We start from the raw sequence: 20,078 nt of genomic DNA, 5'->3' as shown, positions 1-20,078 counted from the left end.
CCCGTTCAGAAATCTCCGCTGATCGTCAGGCGAAAGATCGGTCCGATGCGGCGGTCCGCAAACTCGTGGAACGACACCTCGCCATCCGGGCGCGGACCGTCGTATACCGTTCTTCGAAAGTAATTACGTGCGCCCAGCAATGTGTTGACGGCCTGCGCCCTGACAGTGAGACCGAAGACATCCTTGTGTTCGATGAAGAAGGCATCGAAGAACGGTCCTTCCCATTCACGCCCCTCCTCGTATCGCCTGGCGTAGGGCGCATTGTCGAAATGCTCCACGGTTGCGCCCCAGGCCCAGTCGGTCGAGGGAATATCGTGGCGAAAGTCGATCTGCAGGGCGCCCTCCTGATCGTAGGAAAAGCCGCGCGTGATACCGGTGAAGGGATCGTCGACATACATGTAACGCTTGACCGCGACGATGTCGAAACGTGCGCCCTTCCATCCAATTGGGTCCATTTTCAATGTGGCGTTGGCCTCCAGATGAAGGCGCCGTGCATCGCCGATATTTCCGCGGGCTTCTCCGCCGTCAGGTAGCGGGAAGAAATCGATGAAGTCCTCGAACCATGCCTGTCGGGCTTCCAGCTTCAGCGAACCCCAGGGGCCGAACGTCTTGTTCGCTTCCAGCTCGACGTTCCAGCTCTGATAGGGCACCAGTTCATTGTTGCCGCCATTTTCGTTATCGTTGTTGAGCGAGACGCTGGCGAGAAAATCGCCGAACGACAACTGGCTGACGCGCCGGGCCAAAGTCAGCGAGACATCGAAGTCGCTCGTGGGTTTCCACGTCGCCGCCAACGATCCCTTGGGGCGCTTGAAGCTTCGCGAATTGGGCATCGCACCGGTTTGCTCGATCTTCGAAAATTCCATCGTCCCGATGGCCTGGACCGATAAGGTGGGCGAGACGGCACGCGACAAGCTCAGGCTCGTTTCATAGCGATCTTCGCGCACCCCGCCCGTTCCTCCAGGAAAAGGCAGCGAGACAAATTCCCCATCGGGTGCAAGATCGAACAGGGCCGAACTGCGATCCAGCCGGTTGAACGCAGCTTCCCCGGACAATTGCCAGTCGGCCTGCCACAGTTTCCAGCTATACTCCGCTCTCCCGATGCGTTCGCCGTAGCCGTTGGTTTGATCAAAACGAACTCCGGTAGCGGCGCTGCCGTCGTCGAAGCGATCGACCAGCGTCTGGGTGAAATTGTCCCGTTCGTAATTTTCGAGGCCGATCAGCTTGAGCGTTCCGGGGCCAAGCGGAAACTGAATATCGCCGCCAATTTCGTATTGCGGGCCGTCTTCGTGGGTACGCACCTGGCGTGTGCGGATAGGACCAACGACGGGAATGCCGATTTCCGGCTCCCTGCGATAATAGAAATCTTCCGCATAATTCAGGTTGAGGTTGGCCTGTACGCCGCCGCCGAAATCGTAGGCGAGGGTGGTAGCCAGCTTGGGTTCGTCCGATTTGCCGGAGAAGACCGAATATTGCGTTTCGATCAATTCCCCAGCCCCATCGGTGATCGTTATGGGGCCGTCGGCGCCGAAGCGATTGTTGGGATTGGACAGCGCGACGGTGTAATTCAGTTTGCCGGTCTTGCCGGTGACCGAGATTTCGCCGCCGAAGAGTTCAGCCGCCGTGTTGTGAGGCCTGAAGCCGGTCGTCCAGCGGAACTGGCCGGAAGCCGCATCGCTTTCGTAAACGACATTGGCGACCACCCCGGTCAACCCGGGAATATCGAGCGTGTTGCCGTCGACCAGCTCGATACGCACGACGTCGCTTGCCGGGATGCGACGAAGCTGGTCCGCTACGCTGTCAGATTTGCTGGACAGGCGCTCGCCGTTTACAACGACGTTCTGCGTTGCCTGGCCGAGACCTCGCTGGCCCTGATCATTGCCGCCCGTTATTATGAAGCCCGGAATACGCGTAACCATGTCGAGCGCATTGCGCGGGGCGAACTGTGCGAAATATGCAGGATCGAAGGTCCGCGCGGAGCCGCCAGGAGCGTTCGCGACAGGCGTCGCATCCTCTGCCGTAGCCGCATCCTGGGCGAGGGCGGGCGATGCGATGCTGCCGGCGATGACGATGGTGGCACTAGTAAGCAGCAGTCCGTGCAAACGCATGAAGATTGTCCAATCCCTCTAAAGTTGGACTTTGCGTTTACATCTGTAGGCGAAACGGCCTACGCCGGTTCGACCGACGTCGTTTAACTGCCGATCAACGAATTTGATCGACAACCCGACCGGACGAACGACTGTTGCCGAAAGTATCCCCCGCATTACCAAGCGATGCCTCTTGAACATCGCTCGTTCCATGGCGACATAGGCGGCCAACCGATCCGACGAGAGGACTTTTCATGATCGACCTGTTCGGCAGCGATGCGCCAGAGACCCGCTTTGGTGCCCAGGGCCAGTTCACCACCGATCCCATAACCGGCGCGCTTGTGCCGGTGGTCGTAGAACAGACCAGCCGCGGTGAACGTAGCTTCGACATCTTCAGCCGCTTGCTGCGTGAACGCATTGTATTCGTCACCGGTCAGGTGGAAGATGGCATGGCTTCGCTTATCACTGCGCAGCTGCTGTTTCTGGAAAGCGAAAATCCCAGCAAGCCGATCAGCATGTATATCAATTCGCCCGGTGGCGTGGTGACAGCCGGTATGGCGATCCACGATACGATGCAGTACATCAAGCCGCGCGTGTCCACCGTCTGCATGGGCCAGGCTGCAAGCATGGGGTCCTTCCTGCTCGCGGCGGGCGAGCCCGGAATGCGTATTGCTCTGCCCAACGCTCGCATCATGGTTCACCAACCATCAGGCGGTGCGCGTGGCATGGCCAGCGACATCGAAATCCAGGCGCGTGAAATCCTGCGGATCAAGAAGCGGATGAACGATCTGTATGTGAAATATACCGGTCAGAGCCTCGATGAGATCGAGAAGGCGATGGACCGCGACACATTCCTTGAAGCCGACGAAGCGATGAAATTCGGAATCGTCGACAAGGTTTTCGAGACCCGTCCCGAAGCCGATGGCAGTGACGCCGAAGGCAGCGGTGGTGCGCCAGAGTAAGTAGAACGGCAGCTGCCCGCGCCGGAAAGTGTTCCTGCGCGGGACTGTTGCAAGAATGTCGTAGGATTTGAGCAACCTTGCCGCTTCAGCTTATGGCAAGGGCAGCTCGCTACCTAGGATATTGACCCAAACCACGTGTCCCCTAGAGTCGGAATTCTCCCAAGGGGCGCGCGGGGAAGACGTTTAGGATATGACCAAGTTGAGCGGAACCGACAGCAAATCGACCCTATATTGCAGTTTCTGTGGCAAGTCGCAGCACGAGGTGAGGAAGCTCATCGCGGGCCCCACCGTGTTCATCTGCGACGAATGTGTCGAGCTGTGCAATGACATCATTCGGGAAGAAACCAAGGCGGGTCTGACCGGCAAGAAGGAAGGCGACGTCCCGACGCCGGCCGAGATTTGCGCCACTCTTGCGGATTATGTCATCGGCCAGGAGCGTGCCAAGCGCGTTCTTTCCGTTGCGGTTCACAACCATTACAAGCGGCTCAAGCACGGGGCGAAGGCCGGCGATGTCGAACTCGCCAAGTCGAACATCCTGCTTGTCGGGCCCACCGGCTCGGGCAAGACGCTGCTGGCTCAGACGCTCGCCCGCACCTTCGATGTTCCTTTCACCATGGCCGATGCCACCACGCTGACCGAAGCCGGTTATGTGGGCGAGGACGTTGAAAACATCATTCTCAAGCTGCTTCAGGCTTCCGACTACAATGTCGAGAAGGCGCAGCACGGGATCGTCTACATCGACGAGATCGACAAGATCACGCGCAAGGCGGAAAACCCGTCGATCACGCGCGATGTGAGCGGCGAAGGTGTGCAGCAGGCTCTCCTCAAGCTGATGGAAGGTACAACGGCCAGCGTCCCGCCCCAGGGCGGACGCAAGCATCCGCAGCAGGAATTCCTCCAGGTCGATACGACCAATATCCTGTTTATCTGCGGCGGCGCCTTTGCCGGCCTCGACAAGATCATTGCCGATCGCTTGCAAAAGCGTTCCATCGGCTTTGGCGCGCATGTCGCCGATCCGGACAAGCGCCGCGTTGGCGAGTTGCTGGAAAAGAGCGAGCCGGAAGATCTTCTGAAATTCGGCCTTATTCCGGAATTCGTCGGCCGATTGCCGGTCATTGCCACGCTCCACGATCTCGATGTCGATGCACTCGTGACGATCCTGCAGGAACCGAAGAACGCGATCGCCAAACAGTACCATAAGCTGTTCGAGCTCGAAGACGTTGAGTTGACCTTCACCGATGAAGCGCTGCGGGCGATTGCCGAGCGCGCGATCAAGCGCAAGACCGGTGCACGTGGTCTGCGTTCGATCGTCGAAGCGATCCTGCTCGACACGATGTTCGACCTGCCCGACATGGACGCGGTGACGGAAATCGTGATCGATAAGGATGTGGTCGAAGGTAAGAAAGAACCAATCCAGGTCCACGGCGGGAAGAAGGCCGAGGACAAGGAAGAAGCTGCCTGAAGCGCGAGTTTCTTCGGTAACGGATTAAGAGATCAAGCCCGCCGTCACCGGCGGGCTTTTTCGTTCCGCGATCAGCAGCCTGCAGCGCATGCGGAGAAGGTTAGTTCTATCTGAAGTGTCGTGTGGCCGATGCGATGATGGTGTTCAAGATCGTGAGCGACATCGCGCAGGAACTGGTCGCCGGGATGACCGGTGGGGATTATCAGGTGCGCAGTAAGCGCCGTTTCGGTGGTGCTCATCGGCCAGATGTGAAGGTCGTGGACCGCTTCGACGCCGGACAGGCTTTCGAGATATTCGCGAACGCCGCTTTCAGAAATCCCCTTGGGCACCGCGAGCATGCTCATTGCCACGCTGTCTTTCAAAAGGCCCCACGTCCCCCAAGCGATGACCAAAACGATGGCGAAGCTGACAGCCGGGTCGATCCAGCTTTCCCCAGTCCACATGATTGCCAATCCGGCAATAACCACTCCGGCACTGACAAGCGCGTCCGCAGCCATGTGCAGGAAAGCGCCACGTATGTTGATATCGTGCTGCCCCCGCATGAACAGCGCGGCAGTCCCCGCGTTAATGACTATGCCGATCCCTGCGACGATGGCCATCGTTTCGCCCTGTACCGCGGGGGGCTCGGCCATACGATTGAGCGTTTCGAACAGGATCGCACCGATGGCTATCAACAGGAGGCCGGCATTGAGCAGGGCTGCAAGAATCGTTGAACTCTTAAAGCCATAGGTGAAGCGTACCGATGCCGGGCGCTTGGCAGCAACGCTCGCCCCCCAGGCCAAAAGCAGAGCAAGGACATCGGAAAGATTGTGGCCTGCATCCGCGATCAGCGCCATCGATCCGGACATCCAGCCATAGACCGCCTCGACAATTACGAACCCAGTATTGAGCAAGATGCCGATCAGAAACGCATTGCCGAAATCGGCTGGAGCATGGCTGTGCCCATGGCCGCCATCATGACTGTGCTTGTGACTTACGCTCATGTCTTCGCCCGTTGCCCTGAGTCAGGTCCCTATGCGAAGCAGAGTACCGTACAGATCTGTCAAAACACAAGAAAAACGATGAAAAACAGCAGGATATGCAATATCATAGCGTGCATCGTTCACCTGCCGGATCGTCAGTGGTCGGCGCCTCATTACAGGATATGTAGCGCCAGGCGCTGCGGGTCAGATACAGCTATCCAGCCCATCGCGACGGACGGCGCCGATACGTGCCGCGATCGTATTGCCGTGCCGGGCCAGCCACCCGCGAGGATTCTTTACTGATCTTTCTTTGGGCAAAGGCAGAGCCGCCGCCATGCGCGCGGCTTCGATCGGGCTGAGGGATGCCGCCGACTTGCCGAAATAGCGCTGCGCTCCGGCTTCCACGCCATACGTGCCAATGCCCGTTTCTGCGACGTTGAGGTACACTTCCATGATCCGCCGCTTGCCCCAGATCTTTTCGATCAGGAAAGTGAACCAGGCTTCAAAGCCTTTCCGAACGTAACCGCCGCCTTGCCATAGAAAAACGTTCTTGGCGGTCTGCTGACTTATGGTCGAACCACCACGAATACGTCCGCCGCGGGCGTTGCTTTCGATCGCCTTCTCGATGGCTTCCCGGTCGAAGCCATCGTGTGTGCAGAATTTTCCATCCTCCGCGGCAATGACTGCGCGAACCATGCTGCGATCGATGTTCGAGAGCGAAGTCCAGTCCTTGGTGATTCCATTGGCATCCATCACCATGGTCGCCGTCACTGGAACCGGCACGAACTTGAACAGCACCACGAGTGTAAGACTTAGGCCGATAAAGCCGACTACTGCCTTCAGCAAAAACATGATCAATCGTTGCATGACGGACGCCTCTACGGATGGAAGGAGCCGTTCGCAATCGGCGGGTCAGCGTCGGGCATCATAACTCGCTCGCGCTTCTTCGATCTTGTCGATGTTCGCTTCCGCCCAATGCCATACGCCGCAAAATGCCTCGCCCAACTCGAAGCCGAGGTCGGACAAGGCATATTCGACGCGGGGCGGGACTTCCGGGAAGACAGTCCTCAGCACCAGACCTTCACGCTCCATACGGCGAAGGGTCTGGGTCAGCATCTTCTGGCTGATCCCCGGCACTTCGCGGGAGAGCTGACTGAACCGCTTCGGGGCGCGGTCTTCGAGTGCTTCGATCAAGAGGAACGTCCACTTGTCCGCCACCCGTGCGATGGTTTCGTTAACCAATTGGTCGATTTTCTCGTCGTCTGCATAACTGGTGACTGCAGGATTCGCCATTTCTAACCTTTGGGTAAGTACCGCACGAAAAAGTGCCTTCTTCCGAAATGAAAGCAAGCCACTAACTGGATTGCATGTCCAGCCAGAAGGAGACACGACATGCAGACGAGCGGAAACACGATCCTCATCACCGGTGGTGGAAGCGGTATCGGGCGCGAACTGGCGCGTAAATGGCATGACCTTGGCAATACAGTCATCGTAGCAGGGCGGACACGGGCCTCGCTGGATGAGACTGCCGCGGGACATGACAATATCCATACGATGATCGTCGACGTCGGTGATGCCGAAGATATTGCTCGCTTCGCCAAGAAAGTTGTTGAAGTGCATCCGGCGATCAATGTGTTGGTGAACAACGCCGGGATCATGCGGTTCGAAGATATTACCGAGGAGCGTGAGCTAGGCGACGCGGAGGCAACGATAGCCACAAATCTACTGGGGCCCATCCGGCTGATCGACGGGCTTATCGAGCATCTGAAGGCACAGGAGAACGCGGCGATCATCAATGTGACGTCGGGACTCGCCTTCGTGCCGATGCCGCGCACGGCGACCTATTCGGCAACCAAGGCCGCCATGCACAGCTATACGGTGTCGCTGCGCGCCAAGCTTGAGGGTAAGATCGAGGTGATCGAGCTTGCGCCGCCTGCGGTTCAGACCGAACTGACGCCCGGCCAGTCCACGCGTGAAGGTTATATGCCGCTAGACCAGTTCATCGAAGAGACGATGCTTGGTTTCACCGCAGAAGAAACGCCTCAGGAGGTGCTGACCCAGAATGTCCTCTTCCTACGTAACGCCGAGGCTGAGGGGCGTTTCGACAAGGCGCTGGAAATGACCAGCAAGTTCTGATCGAAGCCGCCGCAATGAACAAGGGGCGCATCCAGTTAAGGATGCGCCCCTTTTCTTCGTTCAGAGCTTAGGCTTCAGGCGACGCCTGGCAGCAGCTTTTCCCCGGCGATGGTTTTCATTGCCTTTTGCAGCTTTTCGAATGCGCGCACTTCGATCTGGCGGATGCGTTCGCGGCTGACATCGTAGACCTGCGAAAGTTCTTCCAGAGTCTGCGGATTTTCCGTCAGGCGGCGTTCGGTCAGAATATGCTTTTCGCGGTCATTGAGGCTATCCATCGCCTCGACCAGCATATCGTGACGCACTTCCGATTCCTGCGCATCGGCGACCAGTTCGTCCTGCAACGGACCGTCATCGCTAAGCCAGTCCTGCCATTCGCCGGAGCCTTCTTCGCCATTGCGCATCGGAGTGTTCAGCGAACCGTCGCCGCCCATGATCATGCGGCGGTTCATGTTGATCACTTCCTGCTCGGGCACGCCGAGATCGGTGGCGATCTTCGTCACATCGTCAGGATGAAGGTCGGTATCCTCGTAGGCATCGAGGTTCTTCTTCATTCTGCGCAGATTGAAGAACAGCTTCTTCTGTGCCGCAGTGGTCCCCATTTTCACGAGGCTCCACGAGCGAAGGATATATTCCTGGATGCTCGCCTTGATCCACCACATGGCATAGGTCGCGAGGCGGAAGCCGCGGTCGGCTTCGAACTTCTTCACGCCCTGCATGAGACCGACATTGCCTTCGGAGATAAGGTCAGACACCGGCAGGCCGTAACCGCGGTAGCCCATGGCAATCTTGGCCACGAGCCGCAGGTGCGACGTCACAAGCTGCGCGGCAGCTTCGGTATCGTCATGTTCCTCGTAGCGCTTGGCGAGCATATATTCCTGCTCTTGCGTCAGTACGGGAAACTTCTTTATTTCGGAAAGATAGCGGTTGAGGCTTTGCTCCCCGCCGAGCGCTGGAACGCTCAAAGTTTTGGTATTGCTCACTTGTACCCTGACCTTTCTAGCGTCGACCACATATGGCGGACCCCTGCTGGGCATCCGACTCTCGGGCCACGTCGGTTACGTATAGCTGACGCCGGCGAAAATGCACACGCGTTTCATCGATTTCAACGTGCGGTTTCGTCGATCAGTTCCCGCATATCGGAGGGCAGTTCGGCGCAGAAATCCAAGGTTTCAGCGCTGATAGGATGTCTGAATCCCAACCGTGCCGCATGAAGTGCCTGACGCCGAAAACCGAGGTCCTCGAGAAGAGCCCGGAGGCACTTTGGAGTGCGTCCGTAGACAGGGTCTCCCAATAGCGCATGACCGATTGACGCGCAGTGAACGCGTACCTGGTGCGTGCGCCCGGTTTCCAGTCGGCATTCGATGAGCGAGGCGTGGTTCAGGCGTTGGCGAACCTCGTAATGCGTGACGGCATGCTTGCCGCGCGTCGCATCGTCGGGAAGCACCGCCATTTTCTTGCGATCGCGATCGGACCGGCCGATGCGGCCCGCAATCGTGCCGGAAGCCGGGTTGGGATGTCCGGCACACACGGCGAGGTAGCGACGGATGATCGAATGGTCGGCAAACTGCTTCGCCAATCCTTCGTGGGCTGCGTCCGATTTGGCGACGACCAGGAGACCGGACGTATCCTTGTCGATCCGGTGAACGATCCCGGGGCGCGCCACGCCATTGATGCCGGACAATTGCCCCTTGCAGTGAAACAGCACGGCGTTGACCAGCGTACCGTCCGGATTGCCCGCTGCAGGATGGACTACCATCCCCGCAGGCTTGTTTATGACGATCAGGTGCTGATCTTCGAAGACGACATTCAGCGGAATGTCTTGCGGTTCGGCTGCCAGCATTTCGGGAGGGGGAAGGCTGATGGAATAAGCGGCCCCTTCCTTCACCTTTGCCGAACCGTTTCGTGCGGTCGTACCGTCGATCTGGACAGCCCCGGCGGCAATCAAATTCTTTACCCGCTCCCGCGATAGATCTGCTGCACCTGCCAGCGCCTTATCCAGGCGCCCGGCGATCGTGATTGTTCCAGTGATGATTTCACCATCGGGCATGCTAGAGCCATGCGCGATGGCAACCGAAGTCTCAAGCAATGTAATCGAGCGCCTGTTATTCGAAGCGAGGCGCGCCCATCCGCTGGAATGTTGCGGCATACTCCTGGGACATGGCGAAGAGATAGTGCAGGCCAGGGCTGCGGCGAACGTCCACCCGGATGCGCGACAGCATTTCGAGATCGATCCGCAGGCGCTCATCGATGCGCACCGCGCCGCGCGCGATGGCGATCTGCAGGTTCTGGGCTATTACCATTCACACCCCAATGGTCTGGCCGAGCCATCTGCGACCGATCGAGCTATTGCAGCACCGGATGGGTCGGTCTGGGCGATAATCGCGGCGGAGCGAATCAGCTTCTGGCGTTCGGGGGATGCAGGGTTCGAAGCGCTTCCCTATGAGGTCGCCCCTCGCTAAGACACAAAACCAATCTTCACTATTCGGGACCCAAATGGACGACCGCCAATCGATCGATCTTGCCGCGATGCTTTGTTCGCGCCTGTGCCACGACATGCTCAGCCCAGTAGGGGCCCTGTCAAACGGGCTCGAGCTATTGGCCATGGAAACCGATCCTGAAATGCGTGCCAATGTGATGGAGCTGCTCGAACAAAGTGCGCTCATCAGCACGAACAAGCTGAAGTTCTTTCGCCTCGCTTTCGGCGCAGCGGGCGGCTTCGGCGAGCAGGTGGAAATCACCGAACCGAAGACTCTGATCGAAGCACTGGTTGCCGACAAACCCAGCGTGTCGATCAACTGGGCGCTCGCCGAACGGACCCTCGCCAAGCCGGCGGTCAAGGTGCTGCTGAATTTTGCGCAACTGGCCATCGATGCGCTGGTGCGCGGCGGGACGCTCGATATCGGTGCGGAAGTGCGCGATGGCGCGTGCGAAATCGTGGTTCGTGCCGCGGGTCCCAAGATCGCCTTCGACGAGACGATTGGTAAGGCACTGGACGGTTCGCTCGACCGGTCGGATCTGACCAGCCGCACGGCGGCAGCGCATATGATACATCTTCTGGCGTCGGAAAACGGCGGCGGTTTGCAGTATCATAAAGGCGCCGACGCATTGGTGCTTGGCGCGGTTCTGCCGCAGGGTGAAGGAATGATCGGTTGAACTCCGATTTCGGCAAGGTCGGCGACGGGCTGCCAGCCAGCAAGGACGAACTCGTCGACCGGGAGGTCCTTTCGCCGAACCATGACGAACGCAGCTCGCCCATTTCCATGCTGGTCATCCATTACACCGAAATGGAGGACAAGGGGTTCGCAATCGAACGGTTGTGCGATCCGGAAGCCAAGGTTTCGGCGCACTACCTCATCGGCGAACAGGGTGAGGTCGTGCGACTGGTTCCCGAGGAAAAGCGCGCCTGGCATGCAGGCGTATCCTACTGGCGCGGACACAAGGATGTGAATTCGGCCAGCATCGGTATCGAGCTCGATCATCCCGGCCACAGATATGGCTATCGCGAATTCAACGATGCACAGTTCGAAGCGCTGGTGCCCCTTGTTGCGCGCATCGTGAAGGAATATGACATCCCGCGCGCAAATGTCGTCGGACATTCGGATGTGGCACCTGCGCGCAAGATCGATCCGGGTGAGCTTTTCCCCTGGGACCGCCTGGCCGAATACGGCCTGTGCCTGCCACGCCCGGAAAAGCTCGAACGCGGCGATCCGTTCGACAACGATGCAGCCTTCTACCTCGCGCTCGAACGTTTCGGTTACGACATCACCGACGGTCGCAAGGCGGTCGAGGCGTTCCAGCGCCGCTGGCGTCCGGAAAAGATCAACGGCGAAATCGACGGTGAAGTTCGCGCCATCCTGTTCCAGTTACTCCTGGATCGCGATCGCGGACACACTCGGTAGTCGCACCGGTCGCAAGTCGATGCAGCTTCCCGATCCGGAAGCACGCACATGGACGCAGCCGACCTAAGGGTGGGCGGTTGGAATTGCCCCTGCCACTTTGATGGCGTACAGATCAGCTATGGATCAGTACGACATCCATACCGTGTTCGGTCGTTTGACCGATAAGCAGGACGAGGTCTTGCGGCTGGCTTGCCAGCATCTGACGTCCAAGGAAATTGCAAAAGAACTGGGCCTTGCGCCAGTCACGATCGACAAGCGCATCGATGCGGTGCGAGCAAAACTTGGCCACATGCCCCGCGTCGAAGTGCTACGCCATTATCGGGCATGGGCAGAACAGTATGATCAAATCATAGACGATCCGGCGATACTAACCAATTCTCCACCCAATGCTGCACCAACGATCCCGCAGCCACCCGGGCAATCCTATACGTTCGAAGATTCGCTCACATTCGATGGAAGAGCGGCTTGGGACCGGATGCCTCAAGGGCTGCAGCCGGGGATTAAACCTTCGGATCTTGGAATCGGTGGCAAATTGCTGCTGATGCTCGTCGGCGCGGTGGCAATCATGATGGTCGCCGTGCTGTCGATGGCCTTCGCAAACGCGCTGGGCACCATGGTCTAGGTTGCAACCTCTCCTCGGCTGAAACGCCTGAGGAGAAATCAATGTCGCTTGATCTTACTACTGCTACTGCCCGTATTGCTCGTGAACTGGGCGAGTCCGAAGTCGCCATCGCCGATGCGTTGGCGAAAACAACTGCTCTCCTTCATAGTGCGGCGATGGCCGGCCGCGATGTGCCCGGCGCTCCTGAACTGGAAAGTCAGCGCGCGTTGCTTCGCCTTCAAAAGATTGTCGGCGGGCTTATCGAAGCTCGCGGCGAGGCGGCTAGGGTCCACGATCAGCTTCGCAAGATTGCCGTTGAAACCGGCGCAGGAGAAGAACCAACCTGCCCGGATAAATCGTTCACCTCTGCCGAGCATGTAACGACGATCGCTGCCTGACTTGCCTAAGCAAGAGCGAGGGCGCAATTGCATGAGCGATGACCCGGTTTCTGATCCAGGTAGCGCTCACGCTCGCAGTCCTCGCTTTTGCTTGGAGCAGGGGCGGAAAGCCTGAGAAATATGTCGCTACAGTCTATTTCGTGCTGGTCTTTGCCGGGATTGCCCGGTGGCTGGCCACGGGTACGTGGAGTCAGGACGGCTACGGCTCACTGCAAACCTTTCGCTTCCTTATTGACGTCTGTGCTCTGGTTGCGGTTACAGCCGTGGCGCTTTCATCCGATCGTTGGTGGACCTTATGGGTGAGCTCGGCGCAAACCATCGCCGTGGTTTCCCACCTGCTGCGCGCAGCGCATGCGCCCATCGAGCCGCTCGTCTATGCAATAATGGAGCGGTGGCCGGTCTGGCTGGCGTTAATCATTACAGGCATCGGCACAATGGCCCATTCCCGACGGATGCAGCGCACCACCACCTGACCGCGCTCATGACTCCGCTATCTGCGGAGCCGAACGAACTTGCGGACCGGCTCTTGCATCGCTTCGGTTCGATCAGCGCCATTTCCAATGCCGATGAAGCGGACCTGCGCGAATGTGCCGTGCATGGTGAGCACTGGGTCGAAGCTCTTCTGGCGGTTCGCCAACTGCTTCATGACGGGAGCCGCGAAGAGATCGTACGGACACGTCTCGGTGACGATCGCTCCTCACTCGATCGCTACCTGATCCAAAGCATCGGCGGGCTGCGGCACGAGCGGATGATCGCGATATTGGCGGACGAGGCGGGGTTCGTGATCTCAGAAGAGACTATTGCCGAAGGTCAGGAAGGGCAGGTTGTGCTGTCGGCGCGTCGGTTGTTCGGACGCGCGCTCGCACTGGATGCCCGACAGATGCTGATCGCCCACAATCACCCTTCTGGGGATGCTACGCCTAGTAATTCCGACATACGGCAAACCAAGGAGCTTCTGGCACAAGCAAAATGCCTTGGCGTTACTCTCATCGATCATCTGGTCGTAGGGCGCAGGCGCGTGACCAGCATGCGCGAAAGCCGCCTGATATGACGCCGATCGAAGACGCTGTGCGGCGCAGTATTGCGGGGCATGTAATCTCCATAGCCGATTGGCAGCGTGCCCTCCTTTTTCTAGGCGATAGGGGGAACGCCCCACACGGTGACGAGTCGTTCGCAAATTACCAATTCAGTGGAGCAATGAACGAGGAGATTTGGGATATTCTCGCTTACCTCTTCGTCATGAGGGCGAACGACAGGTCAATTTTTTTCCCCGAATGTTGTCAGTCCGCCCGTGTGCCGCGCGAGCGTTTCCTGGCGCATTTGAATGGATTGGTCGAACAGAGGTTTGTGCTCTGCACACCCGATCGATCCGATTCCGATGACTTTAATCTGCAGCTATCGCCGCGAGGCAGGGAGATTGTCGAGGAGGCAATATGGGCAGCCGATAGCGAAAGACCTGGTGGCATCCTTGCCGCCTCTGCGTGGCACTTGCCGGATGAATTTATCAAGAATGACATCGCACGCAGTCTGAATGTCAGCTCAAGCGCAGTTGAGCGGCATCTGGCCAATTTCAGGGAGTAGCCCCTCTAGACATCCGCCAATTTGCGACAGTCTAAGCTTCTTTCAGTCCTTCTCCGGGTTGGGCCAGGATCGCTGCGTGTGCGCCAGCCGCAATGGCACCGGCCATGGCCACGGCGAGGCAGGTGGGGCTCGCAAACGTCCGCTCGATGTCGAGTTCGGGCAAAGCGACGGTGGCGATGGAATTGCCCAATTGGGAGCGTGAGGTCAAAATACCGGCTTGTTGCGTCGTCAGCAAAAGTATCTGCTCGAGAGCATCCGCATTGAACAAGGGATCGGCAACGGACTTGATAGGCGGTGTGAAATAACGCTTGAGAAATTGCGGTGCTTTTTGAAGCAGTTCGCATAGCTGCTGCACCAGTGCCCGCGATATGTCGCGGGTAGGAGCAGTCACCATAGCGCAGGCGCGCAGGAATTCATCGAGCTCTTCCTGCCGCAGCGTTGGGGGTAGTGGCGTGTCCAAGCTCTATCTCCTTGACGACAGGAGAGGGTAGCGCGCGGCTGGAGTCAAGTAATACGCAGTTCCAGTTGGAGCAGATGAATCGGTTTCGGATCAAACAATCTGTCTCACTAAGGGAGAATTTGGCCTTCTCGATTGCCGGCTTGGCAATGTGCGGCGCCTGATCTATCGCGACAGGCGCCAGGGGGCTGGGCAGCCGCGTGCCGCATGGTACGAGGAAAGTCCGGGCTCCACGAAACAAGGGTGGCGGGTAACGCCCGCCGTGGGCAACCACAGGGAAAGTGCCACAGAGAGCATACCGCCGATGGCCTGCCGAGGTTCGCCAAGGACAGGATCAGGCAAGGGTGAAAGGGTGCGGTAAGAGCGCACCGGGGCTTCGGTAACGCGGCCCGCATGGCAAACCCCACCCGGAGCAAGGCCGAATAGGGGCGGCGCGCTGGAAACAGCAGGTGCGTTTCGCATCGACCGCCCGGGTTGGCTGCTCGAGCTGCGGAGCAATCCGTGGCCTAGACGAATGGCTGCCCCCGCGCGGCAGGTGTGCAAGCATACCGCGGGCGGGACAGAACCCGGCTTACAGGCTCCCTGGCAAACCTGTCGCACCCGGTAACAGCGAAGGCTGGGGCGCCTTCTCCGGAACGAGTTGTCCGTCGACTTCGAGCCCTTCGAACGGCCGGCAGGCTTCGTTCATTTCGTCAGAATGAAGATGAACCTTCATCATGGGGTCGGCCGTGCTCCAATCGGTGTGGGGATCGTCGCGGACCACGCACAGGGCGCGCCAGGCGATCGGCAGTTCCTGCAGCTGTTCGATGGTGGGCAAGCCTTCGATCAGAACCTCGTGTCCCGAATAGCTGCCTGTCGCGTGGCCGATGAACTTGGTTTCCGTGCCGCGTATATGGATGCGCTCTGATCCTTCGTCGATACGAGCGAAGGTGTCGAGCCGGATGGAGAAGGCCGCCCAGATCGAAATGCCGATCAACAGGACCAGCGCCACCATGGTAACGACCACGGTCCACTTTGCGGCCGGGTTATCCAAACCTTCAGAATGATCGAGCGACAAAGGTCATACTCCTACGGAAAAACAGGTTGGGAAACGCTCGCTGGGGCATGATCGGTCCCGATCCGATCGCTTCGAGTGTCGAAAAGGGTTCTTCACCAGGAAAATTCCGAGTGCACGGTAGTCATATCTCCGTTCACGTCCCGCGCCTGAATGACACGGCGGGTGTCGCCTTCCAGAACCAGTGCGGTGAGATTCCCGGTGCGAAAGGCGCCCGTGTCTATGCCGATCCGGTGATCCGTATGTTCGATCTCTTCGAAGATCGTATGCCCGTGGACAATTACATGGCTGAAGGGTTCGTCATGCTTGAGAAACCGTTCGCGGATCCAGCGCAGATCCGACTGTTTCTGATCGTCGATCGCGCGTTTGGGATTGATGCCCGCATGGACAAAAACATAGTCGCCGGCGACGACCATATTCTCCATGCGTTCCAGAAACTTGCGGTGCTTCTTCGGGACCAGATCGTTCAGCTCGACCTGAAGTTCCTTCATGGTGAGTTCGTTATAGCGTTTACGTTTGATACCGTAACTCAGCACTGTCTCGCGCCCACCATGCTTGAGGAAATGGCGTAGCATCTCGCGGTCCGTGAAACTCTCGAGAAACATCTCTTCGTGGTTTCCGGCGATACAGTGAACGCGTCGGCGCTTTCCCCATTTGCGCGCAGTTTCGACCACCCTTGCACTTTCCGGACCGCGGTCGATAAGATCTCCCAACAGGATCACCGTACTGTCGGCAGCTCCCGATGCAGCGTCATCCCGCTCGATAGCCTCGATCAACTGGTCCAGCAGGTCGCAGCGTCCGTGTATGTCGCCAATAACGTAATAGCGTTCGCCGTCGGGGACGCTCGGCCGACGTGTGGGCTCGCCACGCCGACCAAAAAGCTTCGCAAGATTGAACATGGTACCTGAAAGAGACCCGGGTAGCGCAAATTGAGTGTTCGGGAGATACGCCCTTGTCTCGCAAGGAGCAACTGACGGCGCGGGGCGCTCATCTTCGCAGTTGCGGAAAAAGCACACCTATTGCTGCGTATGCGAAACGTTTTTGACTCGATCTTGCGCAATGCTTCGCTTTTGGGCAGGTTTATGAGCGTATCTGGACGAGAAGCCTAATAAAATGGCTCCGCCGGATTCGCAGGTGGGACGAAGCGACACTCGTACAGGAGTTTGTGATGCTAACGTCCTTTCGCGGCCTAATGGCCGCATCGCTCGCTATGGCGAGCATCTCTCTCGCAACGCCGGCAATGGCTCAATCGGAAGATGAAGCCGCCAGCAGTTCGATTACCGCGTCGGCCAATGTTGCGCTGACGACCGACTACCGGTTCCGCGGCATTTCCCAGTCCGGGGGAGACCCGGCTCTTCAGGGCGGGTTCGATGTCGCCCACGACAGCGGGTTTTATGTTGGAACCTGGGCATCTTCGATCAAGGGCGGGCCATCCTATGGCGATCTTGAACTCGACATCTATGCCGGGTGGAGCGGCAATCTGACCGAAGCGGTGAGCGTTGATCTGGGGGTCTTGTACTACATCTATCCCACGGAAGATCTCGGCCTTGATACGGACTATTGGGAACCTTACGCGTCGGTCAGCACCACGCTCGGGCCTGCCGCGGCGACCTTTGGAGTGGCCTACGCGCCCAAGCAGGATTCGCTGAGCGGACAGGACAACCTATATCTCTACACCGATCTCGGCTTCGGCATTCCGAACACGCCGATCAGCATAAACGGCCATCTTGGATATACCGATGGCGTGCTGGCACCTCCCTTCGTGGCGGGTACTCTGGACGATACGGGCTTCGACTGGTCGCTTGGTGCGAGCGTGGCGAAAGGCAATTTCGAACTCGGCGTGGCCTATGTGGGCGTGGAGGGTCCTTCGATCGACGGCTATACCGACGATGCTATCGTGGCGACCCTGTCGGCCAGCTTCTAACGGCGGGCGCCAAGGAAGTACGGGGCGCACCGGTCGGTGCGCCCCCTTTTTCCCCCTAATCGAGGGCGAAATCAACAGTCGTCACGACGCGCACCTTCTTGAACGGCGTGTCGCCCACGCCCCAGCCACCCGCTTCGCCATCGCGCGCCTCGATTGAAAAATATCCCTGCGTTGCTTTGCGAATGCCCCCAACATCCGCACCGCTGTCCTGGGCAAACTGTTCGGCAGAGGCGCGAGCATCTTTCGTCGCCTCGGCGACCATTGCGGGCTTGATCGAATTGAGGCCGGTAAAGGTGTAACTGATACCCGATCCGTCTTCGAGAACGACCCCGTTACGGACCAGTTCGGCCTGATTTCGCACGGCGCGCTGAGCGCGATTGATATCTTCGGTCCGAAGAACGATACGTTGCCGCACGGTGTAAAAGACCGTCCCGTTGTCGGTGTAGTTCGAGACATTTATCCCGGCAGGCGTGAGCGCTTCTGCAGGAAAACCCATGCGCTCGAAAAACTCGCGCACCGCCACGGCGTCTTTATCGGTGCTTGCCTGCGCACTCTGCAAGTTTGTGGCGGTCGACGCGAAGGACAAAGTCCATGTTGCCAGGTCTGCGGTCACTTCGCGTTCGGCAAGTCCGCGAACAGTCACTGTGCGCTCGGCCGCCTTCATGCGCACGAGCCCATCGCCGAGGACGAATCCGCCGATGATCAGACCGGCCGAAAGTATGCCGGCGCTCGCAATCCAGCGTTTGAAAGTTGCATCCCCGCGCCTGTGCATGGCACTTGGCGCTACCGTTTTGGGTTCGTCGCACATGATCGCGTTCCTCTCTGGCCAGTCTGGCGGAGCGTAATCTAAACCGTGCTCGGTGAACCGTGCTTTAATATAGATGAATGGAGTTCGAATTGACCAAATATCTTCACACGATGATCCGCGTGACCGACCCGGAGGCCACTATCGCGTTTTTCAAGCTGATCGGGGTGGAAGAAACGCGCCGTTTCGATAACGAAGCAGGTCGCTTCACGCTCATTTTTCTGGCGGCCCCGGGTCAGGAGGGCGTCGCGGAAGTGGAACTTACCTACAACTGGCCCCCACAGGACGGCAGCGATCCGGAAACCTATTCGGGCGGCCGCAATTTCGGCCATCTCGCCTATCGGGTCGAGAATATTTACGAGACCTGCCAGGCCATCATGGATGCCGGCCATGTCATCAACCGCCCCCCGCGTGACGGGCACATGGCCTTTGTCAGGACGCCCGACGGCATTTCGATCGAGCTGCTGCAGGAAGGATCTCTCGAGCCATGCGAGCCTTGGGCAAGCATGGAAAATACCGGGAGCTGGTAGGCCGCGTCAGTCGATATATGGGGAGCGCATATCGTCGGGATGCTGCGCGGACATGCGCAGGATGGTGTAGCCGACTATTGCCGAGATCAGCGAGCCGAGGAGGATGCCGATCTTCGCCTCGTTGATCAGCAATTGCTGGCCGGTAAAGGCAAGCCCGCTGATGAACAGCGACATGGTGAAGCCGATCCCGCACAGGATGGAAACTCCCCATATTTCGGGCCAGCTGGCTTGATCCGGCCGTGGCGCGAAGCCGATTTTGTCGGCAACGAAGATCGCCGAGAATATCCCGATCTGCTTGCCGACGAACAGGCCGGCCGCGATCGCAAGCGGGAGCGGGGCGAAGACCTGTTCCAGACCCATGCCGGCGAGCGGCACCCCGGCATTGGCAAAACCGAATACCGGAACGATCAGGTAGGCGCTCCACGGGGCAAGCCCGTGTTCCATACGTTCGACCATGGTCTGGTCGTCGGGGCCGACCATGGGAATGCACAGCGCCGCGACGACGCCCGCGATGGTGGCATGGATCCCCGAATTGAGGACGAAGTACCACAGGACCAGCGCGAGCAGGATATACGGCCAATATCGTGCCACGCGCATCTTGTTCAGGACCATCATGGCCACGACTACCGCGCCGGCAGCAGCGAGCCAGCCGAGTTTGATCTGCGCGGTATAGAACAGAGCAATGACCATCACGGCACCGATATCGTCGACGATCGCAACGGTGAGGAGGAACAGGCGCAGCGATGCCGGGCAGCGATTCCCCAGCAGACCCAGTACGCCCATGGCAAAGGCAATGTCCGTCGCCGCCGGAATTGCCCAGCCGCGCATCAGTTCGGCATCGCCGCCGACCACGCCGACATAGACCAGGGCAGGGACTGCCATGCCCGCAACCGCTGCTAGAATTGGCAGGCGGCGGGATTCAGCGGTCGATAGCTGTCCTTCTATCCATTCGCGCTTAACTTCGAGTCCGACGACGAAGAAGAACAGCGCCATGAGTCCGTCGTTGATCCACAAATGCATGTCGTAGAGTTTTGGGATCGGCGTCCAGGGCAATTCCCCGTAGAAAAGCTGCTCGTATTCCCCTGCAAGCGGCGAGTTGGCCGCCAGCATCGCGGCGATCGCCACGAGGATGAGCAGGATGCCGGCCGATGCGTCGCTGACGAAAAGCGCGCGAACGGGGGCAAATACGAGGCGGATTCCTGAAGGACGTTGGTTCATCTTGG

General features: G+C 58.8%; 24 protein-coding genes and 1 other RNA gene. 15 read left to right on the top strand and 10 right to left on the bottom strand.

All coding sequences use genetic code 11. From position 1 onward, the window contains the following. Window positions 1-5: 5 nt before the first annotated feature. Entirely contained in the window at window positions 6-2,105 is a 2,100-nt protein-coding gene (locus K3177_RS08635; protein ID WP_247714333.1) for a TonB-dependent receptor plug domain-containing protein, read from the bottom strand. 233 nt (window positions 2,106-2,338) lie between these two features. On the opposite strand from K3177_RS08635, the gene K3177_RS08630 reads away from it, so the two are divergent. Together K3177_RS08630 and clpX are read left to right on the top strand one after the other, a co-directional pair. Further along, window positions 2,339-3,046, top strand: coding sequence for an ATP-dependent Clp protease proteolytic subunit (locus K3177_RS08630; RefSeq protein ID WP_103022499.1), 708 nt, complete (start codon window positions 2,339-2,341; stop codon window positions 3,044-3,046). Window positions 3,047-3,236: 190 nt separating this feature from the next. Further along, the gene (gene clpX, locus K3177_RS08625; RefSeq protein WP_221597907.1) at window positions 3,237-4,508 is read left to right on the top strand and encodes an ATP-dependent Clp protease ATP-binding subunit ClpX; all 1,272 of its coding nucleotides are present in this window, start codon (window positions 3,237-3,239) and stop codon (window positions 4,506-4,508) included. A 71-nt stretch (window positions 4,509-4,579) separates the two neighbouring features. Here the strand turns inward: clpX and K3177_RS08620 are convergent, their stop codons facing one another. The 3 genes from K3177_RS08620 to K3177_RS08610 form a co-directional block, all read right to left on the bottom strand. After that, window positions 4,580-5,491, bottom strand: a complete 912-nt coding sequence (locus K3177_RS08620; RefSeq protein WP_221597906.1) for a cation diffusion facilitator family transporter — start codon at window positions 5,489-5,491, stop codon at window positions 4,580-4,582. A 183-nt stretch (window positions 5,492-5,674) separates the two neighbouring features. Next, on the bottom strand, window positions 5,675-6,337 hold the full coding sequence (mtgA, locus tag K3177_RS08615) for a monofunctional biosynthetic peptidoglycan transglycosylase (RefSeq protein WP_221597905.1): 663 nt from the start codon (window positions 6,335-6,337) through the stop codon (window positions 5,675-5,677). 45 nt (window positions 6,338-6,382) lie between these two features. After that, window positions 6,383-6,763 (bottom strand): winged helix-turn-helix transcriptional regulator, encoded by a 381-nt coding sequence (locus tag K3177_RS08610; RefSeq protein WP_103022503.1) that lies wholly within the window; start codon window positions 6,761-6,763, stop codon window positions 6,383-6,385. Between the two features lie 99 nt (window positions 6,764-6,862). Between K3177_RS08610 and K3177_RS08605 the strand changes: the two genes are divergently transcribed. Next, window positions 6,863-7,606, top strand: a complete 744-nt coding sequence (locus K3177_RS08605; protein ID WP_221597904.1) for an SDR family oxidoreductase — start codon at window positions 6,863-6,865, stop codon at window positions 7,604-7,606. A gap of 74 nt (window positions 7,607-7,680) precedes the next feature. On the opposite strand, the gene rpoH is transcribed toward K3177_RS08605, so the two are convergent. Next, window positions 7,681-8,586, bottom strand: coding sequence for an RNA polymerase sigma factor RpoH (rpoH, locus tag K3177_RS08600; protein WP_173829937.1), 906 nt, complete (start codon window positions 8,584-8,586; stop codon window positions 7,681-7,683). 122 nt (window positions 8,587-8,708) lie between these two features. Then, on the bottom strand, window positions 8,709-9,653 hold the full coding sequence (locus tag K3177_RS08595) for an RluA family pseudouridine synthase (protein ID WP_221597903.1): 945 nt from the start codon (window positions 9,651-9,653) through the stop codon (window positions 8,709-8,711). 16 nt (window positions 9,654-9,669) lie between these two features. Between K3177_RS08595 and K3177_RS08590 the strand changes: the two genes are divergently transcribed. From K3177_RS08590 to K3177_RS08555, 8 genes are all read left to right on the top strand, one after another. Then, on the top strand, window positions 9,670-10,065 hold the full coding sequence (locus tag K3177_RS08590) for a M67 family metallopeptidase (RefSeq protein ID WP_221597902.1): 396 nt from the start codon (window positions 9,670-9,672) through the stop codon (window positions 10,063-10,065). A gap of 34 nt (window positions 10,066-10,099) precedes the next feature. Then, window positions 10,100-10,759, top strand: a complete 660-nt coding sequence (locus K3177_RS08585; RefSeq protein WP_103022507.1) for a histidine phosphotransferase family protein — start codon at window positions 10,100-10,102, stop codon at window positions 10,757-10,759. A 107-nt stretch (window positions 10,760-10,866) separates the two neighbouring features. Next, window positions 10,867-11,505: an N-acetylmuramoyl-L-alanine amidase gene (locus K3177_RS08580; RefSeq protein ID WP_103022718.1), complete on the top strand. Its 639-nt coding sequence runs from the start codon at window positions 10,867-10,869 to the stop codon at window positions 11,503-11,505. Between the two features lie 118 nt (window positions 11,506-11,623). Continuing rightward, the gene (locus K3177_RS08575; RefSeq protein ID WP_221597901.1) at window positions 11,624-12,127 is read left to right on the top strand and encodes a helix-turn-helix domain-containing protein; all 504 of its coding nucleotides are present in this window, start codon (window positions 11,624-11,626) and stop codon (window positions 12,125-12,127) included. 41 nt (window positions 12,128-12,168) lie between these two features. Further along, window positions 12,169-12,504 (top strand): hypothetical protein, encoded by a 336-nt coding sequence (locus K3177_RS08570; protein WP_221597900.1) that lies wholly within the window; start codon window positions 12,169-12,171, stop codon window positions 12,502-12,504. Between the two features lie 38 nt (window positions 12,505-12,542). Further along, on the top strand, window positions 12,543-12,977 hold the full coding sequence (locus K3177_RS08565; protein ID WP_221597899.1) for a hypothetical protein: 435 nt from the start codon (window positions 12,543-12,545) through the stop codon (window positions 12,975-12,977). An 8-nt stretch (window positions 12,978-12,985) separates the two neighbouring features. Further along, a complete protein-coding gene (locus K3177_RS08560) occupies window positions 12,986-13,555 on the top strand; it encodes a JAB domain-containing protein (protein WP_221597898.1) in 570 nt (189 codons plus the stop codon). Next, window positions 13,552-14,085 carry a hypothetical protein gene (locus K3177_RS08555; RefSeq protein WP_221597897.1) on the top strand — a complete coding sequence of 178 codons (534 nt, stop codon included), beginning with the start codon at window positions 13,552-13,554 and terminating at the stop codon, window positions 14,083-14,085. The genes K3177_RS08560 and K3177_RS08555 overlap by 4 nt, the downstream gene beginning before the upstream one ends. Window positions 14,086-14,116: 31 nt before the next feature. On the opposite strand, the gene K3177_RS08550 is transcribed toward K3177_RS08555, so the two are convergent. After that, window positions 14,117-14,545, bottom strand: coding sequence for a hypothetical protein (locus K3177_RS08550; RefSeq protein ID WP_221597896.1), 429 nt, complete (start codon window positions 14,543-14,545; stop codon window positions 14,117-14,119). A gap of 177 nt (window positions 14,546-14,722) precedes the next feature. Between K3177_RS08550 and rnpB the strand changes: the two genes are divergently transcribed. Further along, an RNA gene (gene rnpB / locus K3177_RS08545) (RNase P RNA component class A) lies at window positions 14,723-15,132 on the top strand. A gap of 113 nt (window positions 15,133-15,245) precedes the next feature. Next, window positions 15,246-15,449: a hypothetical protein gene (locus K3177_RS08540; RefSeq protein WP_221597895.1), complete on the top strand. Its 204-nt coding sequence runs from the start codon at window positions 15,246-15,248 to the stop codon at window positions 15,447-15,449. 242 nt (window positions 15,450-15,691) lie between these two features. On the opposite strand, the gene K3177_RS08535 is transcribed toward K3177_RS08540, so the two are convergent. After that, a complete protein-coding gene (locus tag K3177_RS08535) occupies window positions 15,692-16,495 on the bottom strand; it encodes a metallophosphoesterase family protein (RefSeq protein WP_221597894.1) in 804 nt (267 codons plus the stop codon). Window positions 16,496-16,764: 269 nt separating this feature from the next. Here K3177_RS08535 and K3177_RS08530 point away from each other — a divergent pair, with 269 nt between their 5' ends. Beyond that, window positions 16,765-17,520 carry a TorF family putative porin gene (locus tag K3177_RS08530; RefSeq protein ID WP_221597893.1) on the top strand — a complete coding sequence of 252 codons (756 nt, stop codon included), beginning with the start codon at window positions 16,765-16,767 and terminating at the stop codon, window positions 17,518-17,520. A 55-nt stretch (window positions 17,521-17,575) separates the two neighbouring features. Here K3177_RS08530 and K3177_RS08525 read toward each other — a convergent pair whose 3' ends face one another. Further along, complete coding sequence (locus K3177_RS08525) at window positions 17,576-18,292, bottom strand: SIMPL domain-containing protein (protein WP_247714398.1); 717 nt, start codon at window positions 18,290-18,292, stop codon at window positions 17,576-17,578. 125 nt (window positions 18,293-18,417) lie between these two features. Between K3177_RS08525 and K3177_RS08520 the strand changes: the two genes are divergently transcribed. Continuing rightward, window positions 18,418-18,855: a VOC family protein gene (locus K3177_RS08520; protein WP_221597891.1), complete on the top strand. Its 438-nt coding sequence runs from the start codon at window positions 18,418-18,420 to the stop codon at window positions 18,853-18,855. Window positions 18,856-18,861: 6 nt separating this feature from the next. On the opposite strand, the gene nhaA is transcribed toward K3177_RS08520, so the two are convergent. Then, window positions 18,862-20,073, bottom strand: coding sequence for a Na+/H+ antiporter NhaA (gene nhaA, locus K3177_RS08515; protein WP_103022721.1), 1,212 nt, complete (start codon window positions 20,071-20,073; stop codon window positions 18,862-18,864). Window positions 20,074-20,078 lie beyond the last annotated feature (5 nt).

The sequence above is a fragment of the Qipengyuania pacifica genome (assembly GCF_019711555.1).
Classification (GTDB): Bacteria; Pseudomonadota; Alphaproteobacteria; order Sphingomonadales; family Sphingomonadaceae; genus Qipengyuania; species Qipengyuania pacifica.
The sequence above is the reverse complement of the archived record's forward strand: the minus strand, read 5'-3'. Positions and strand labels throughout refer to the sequence as shown.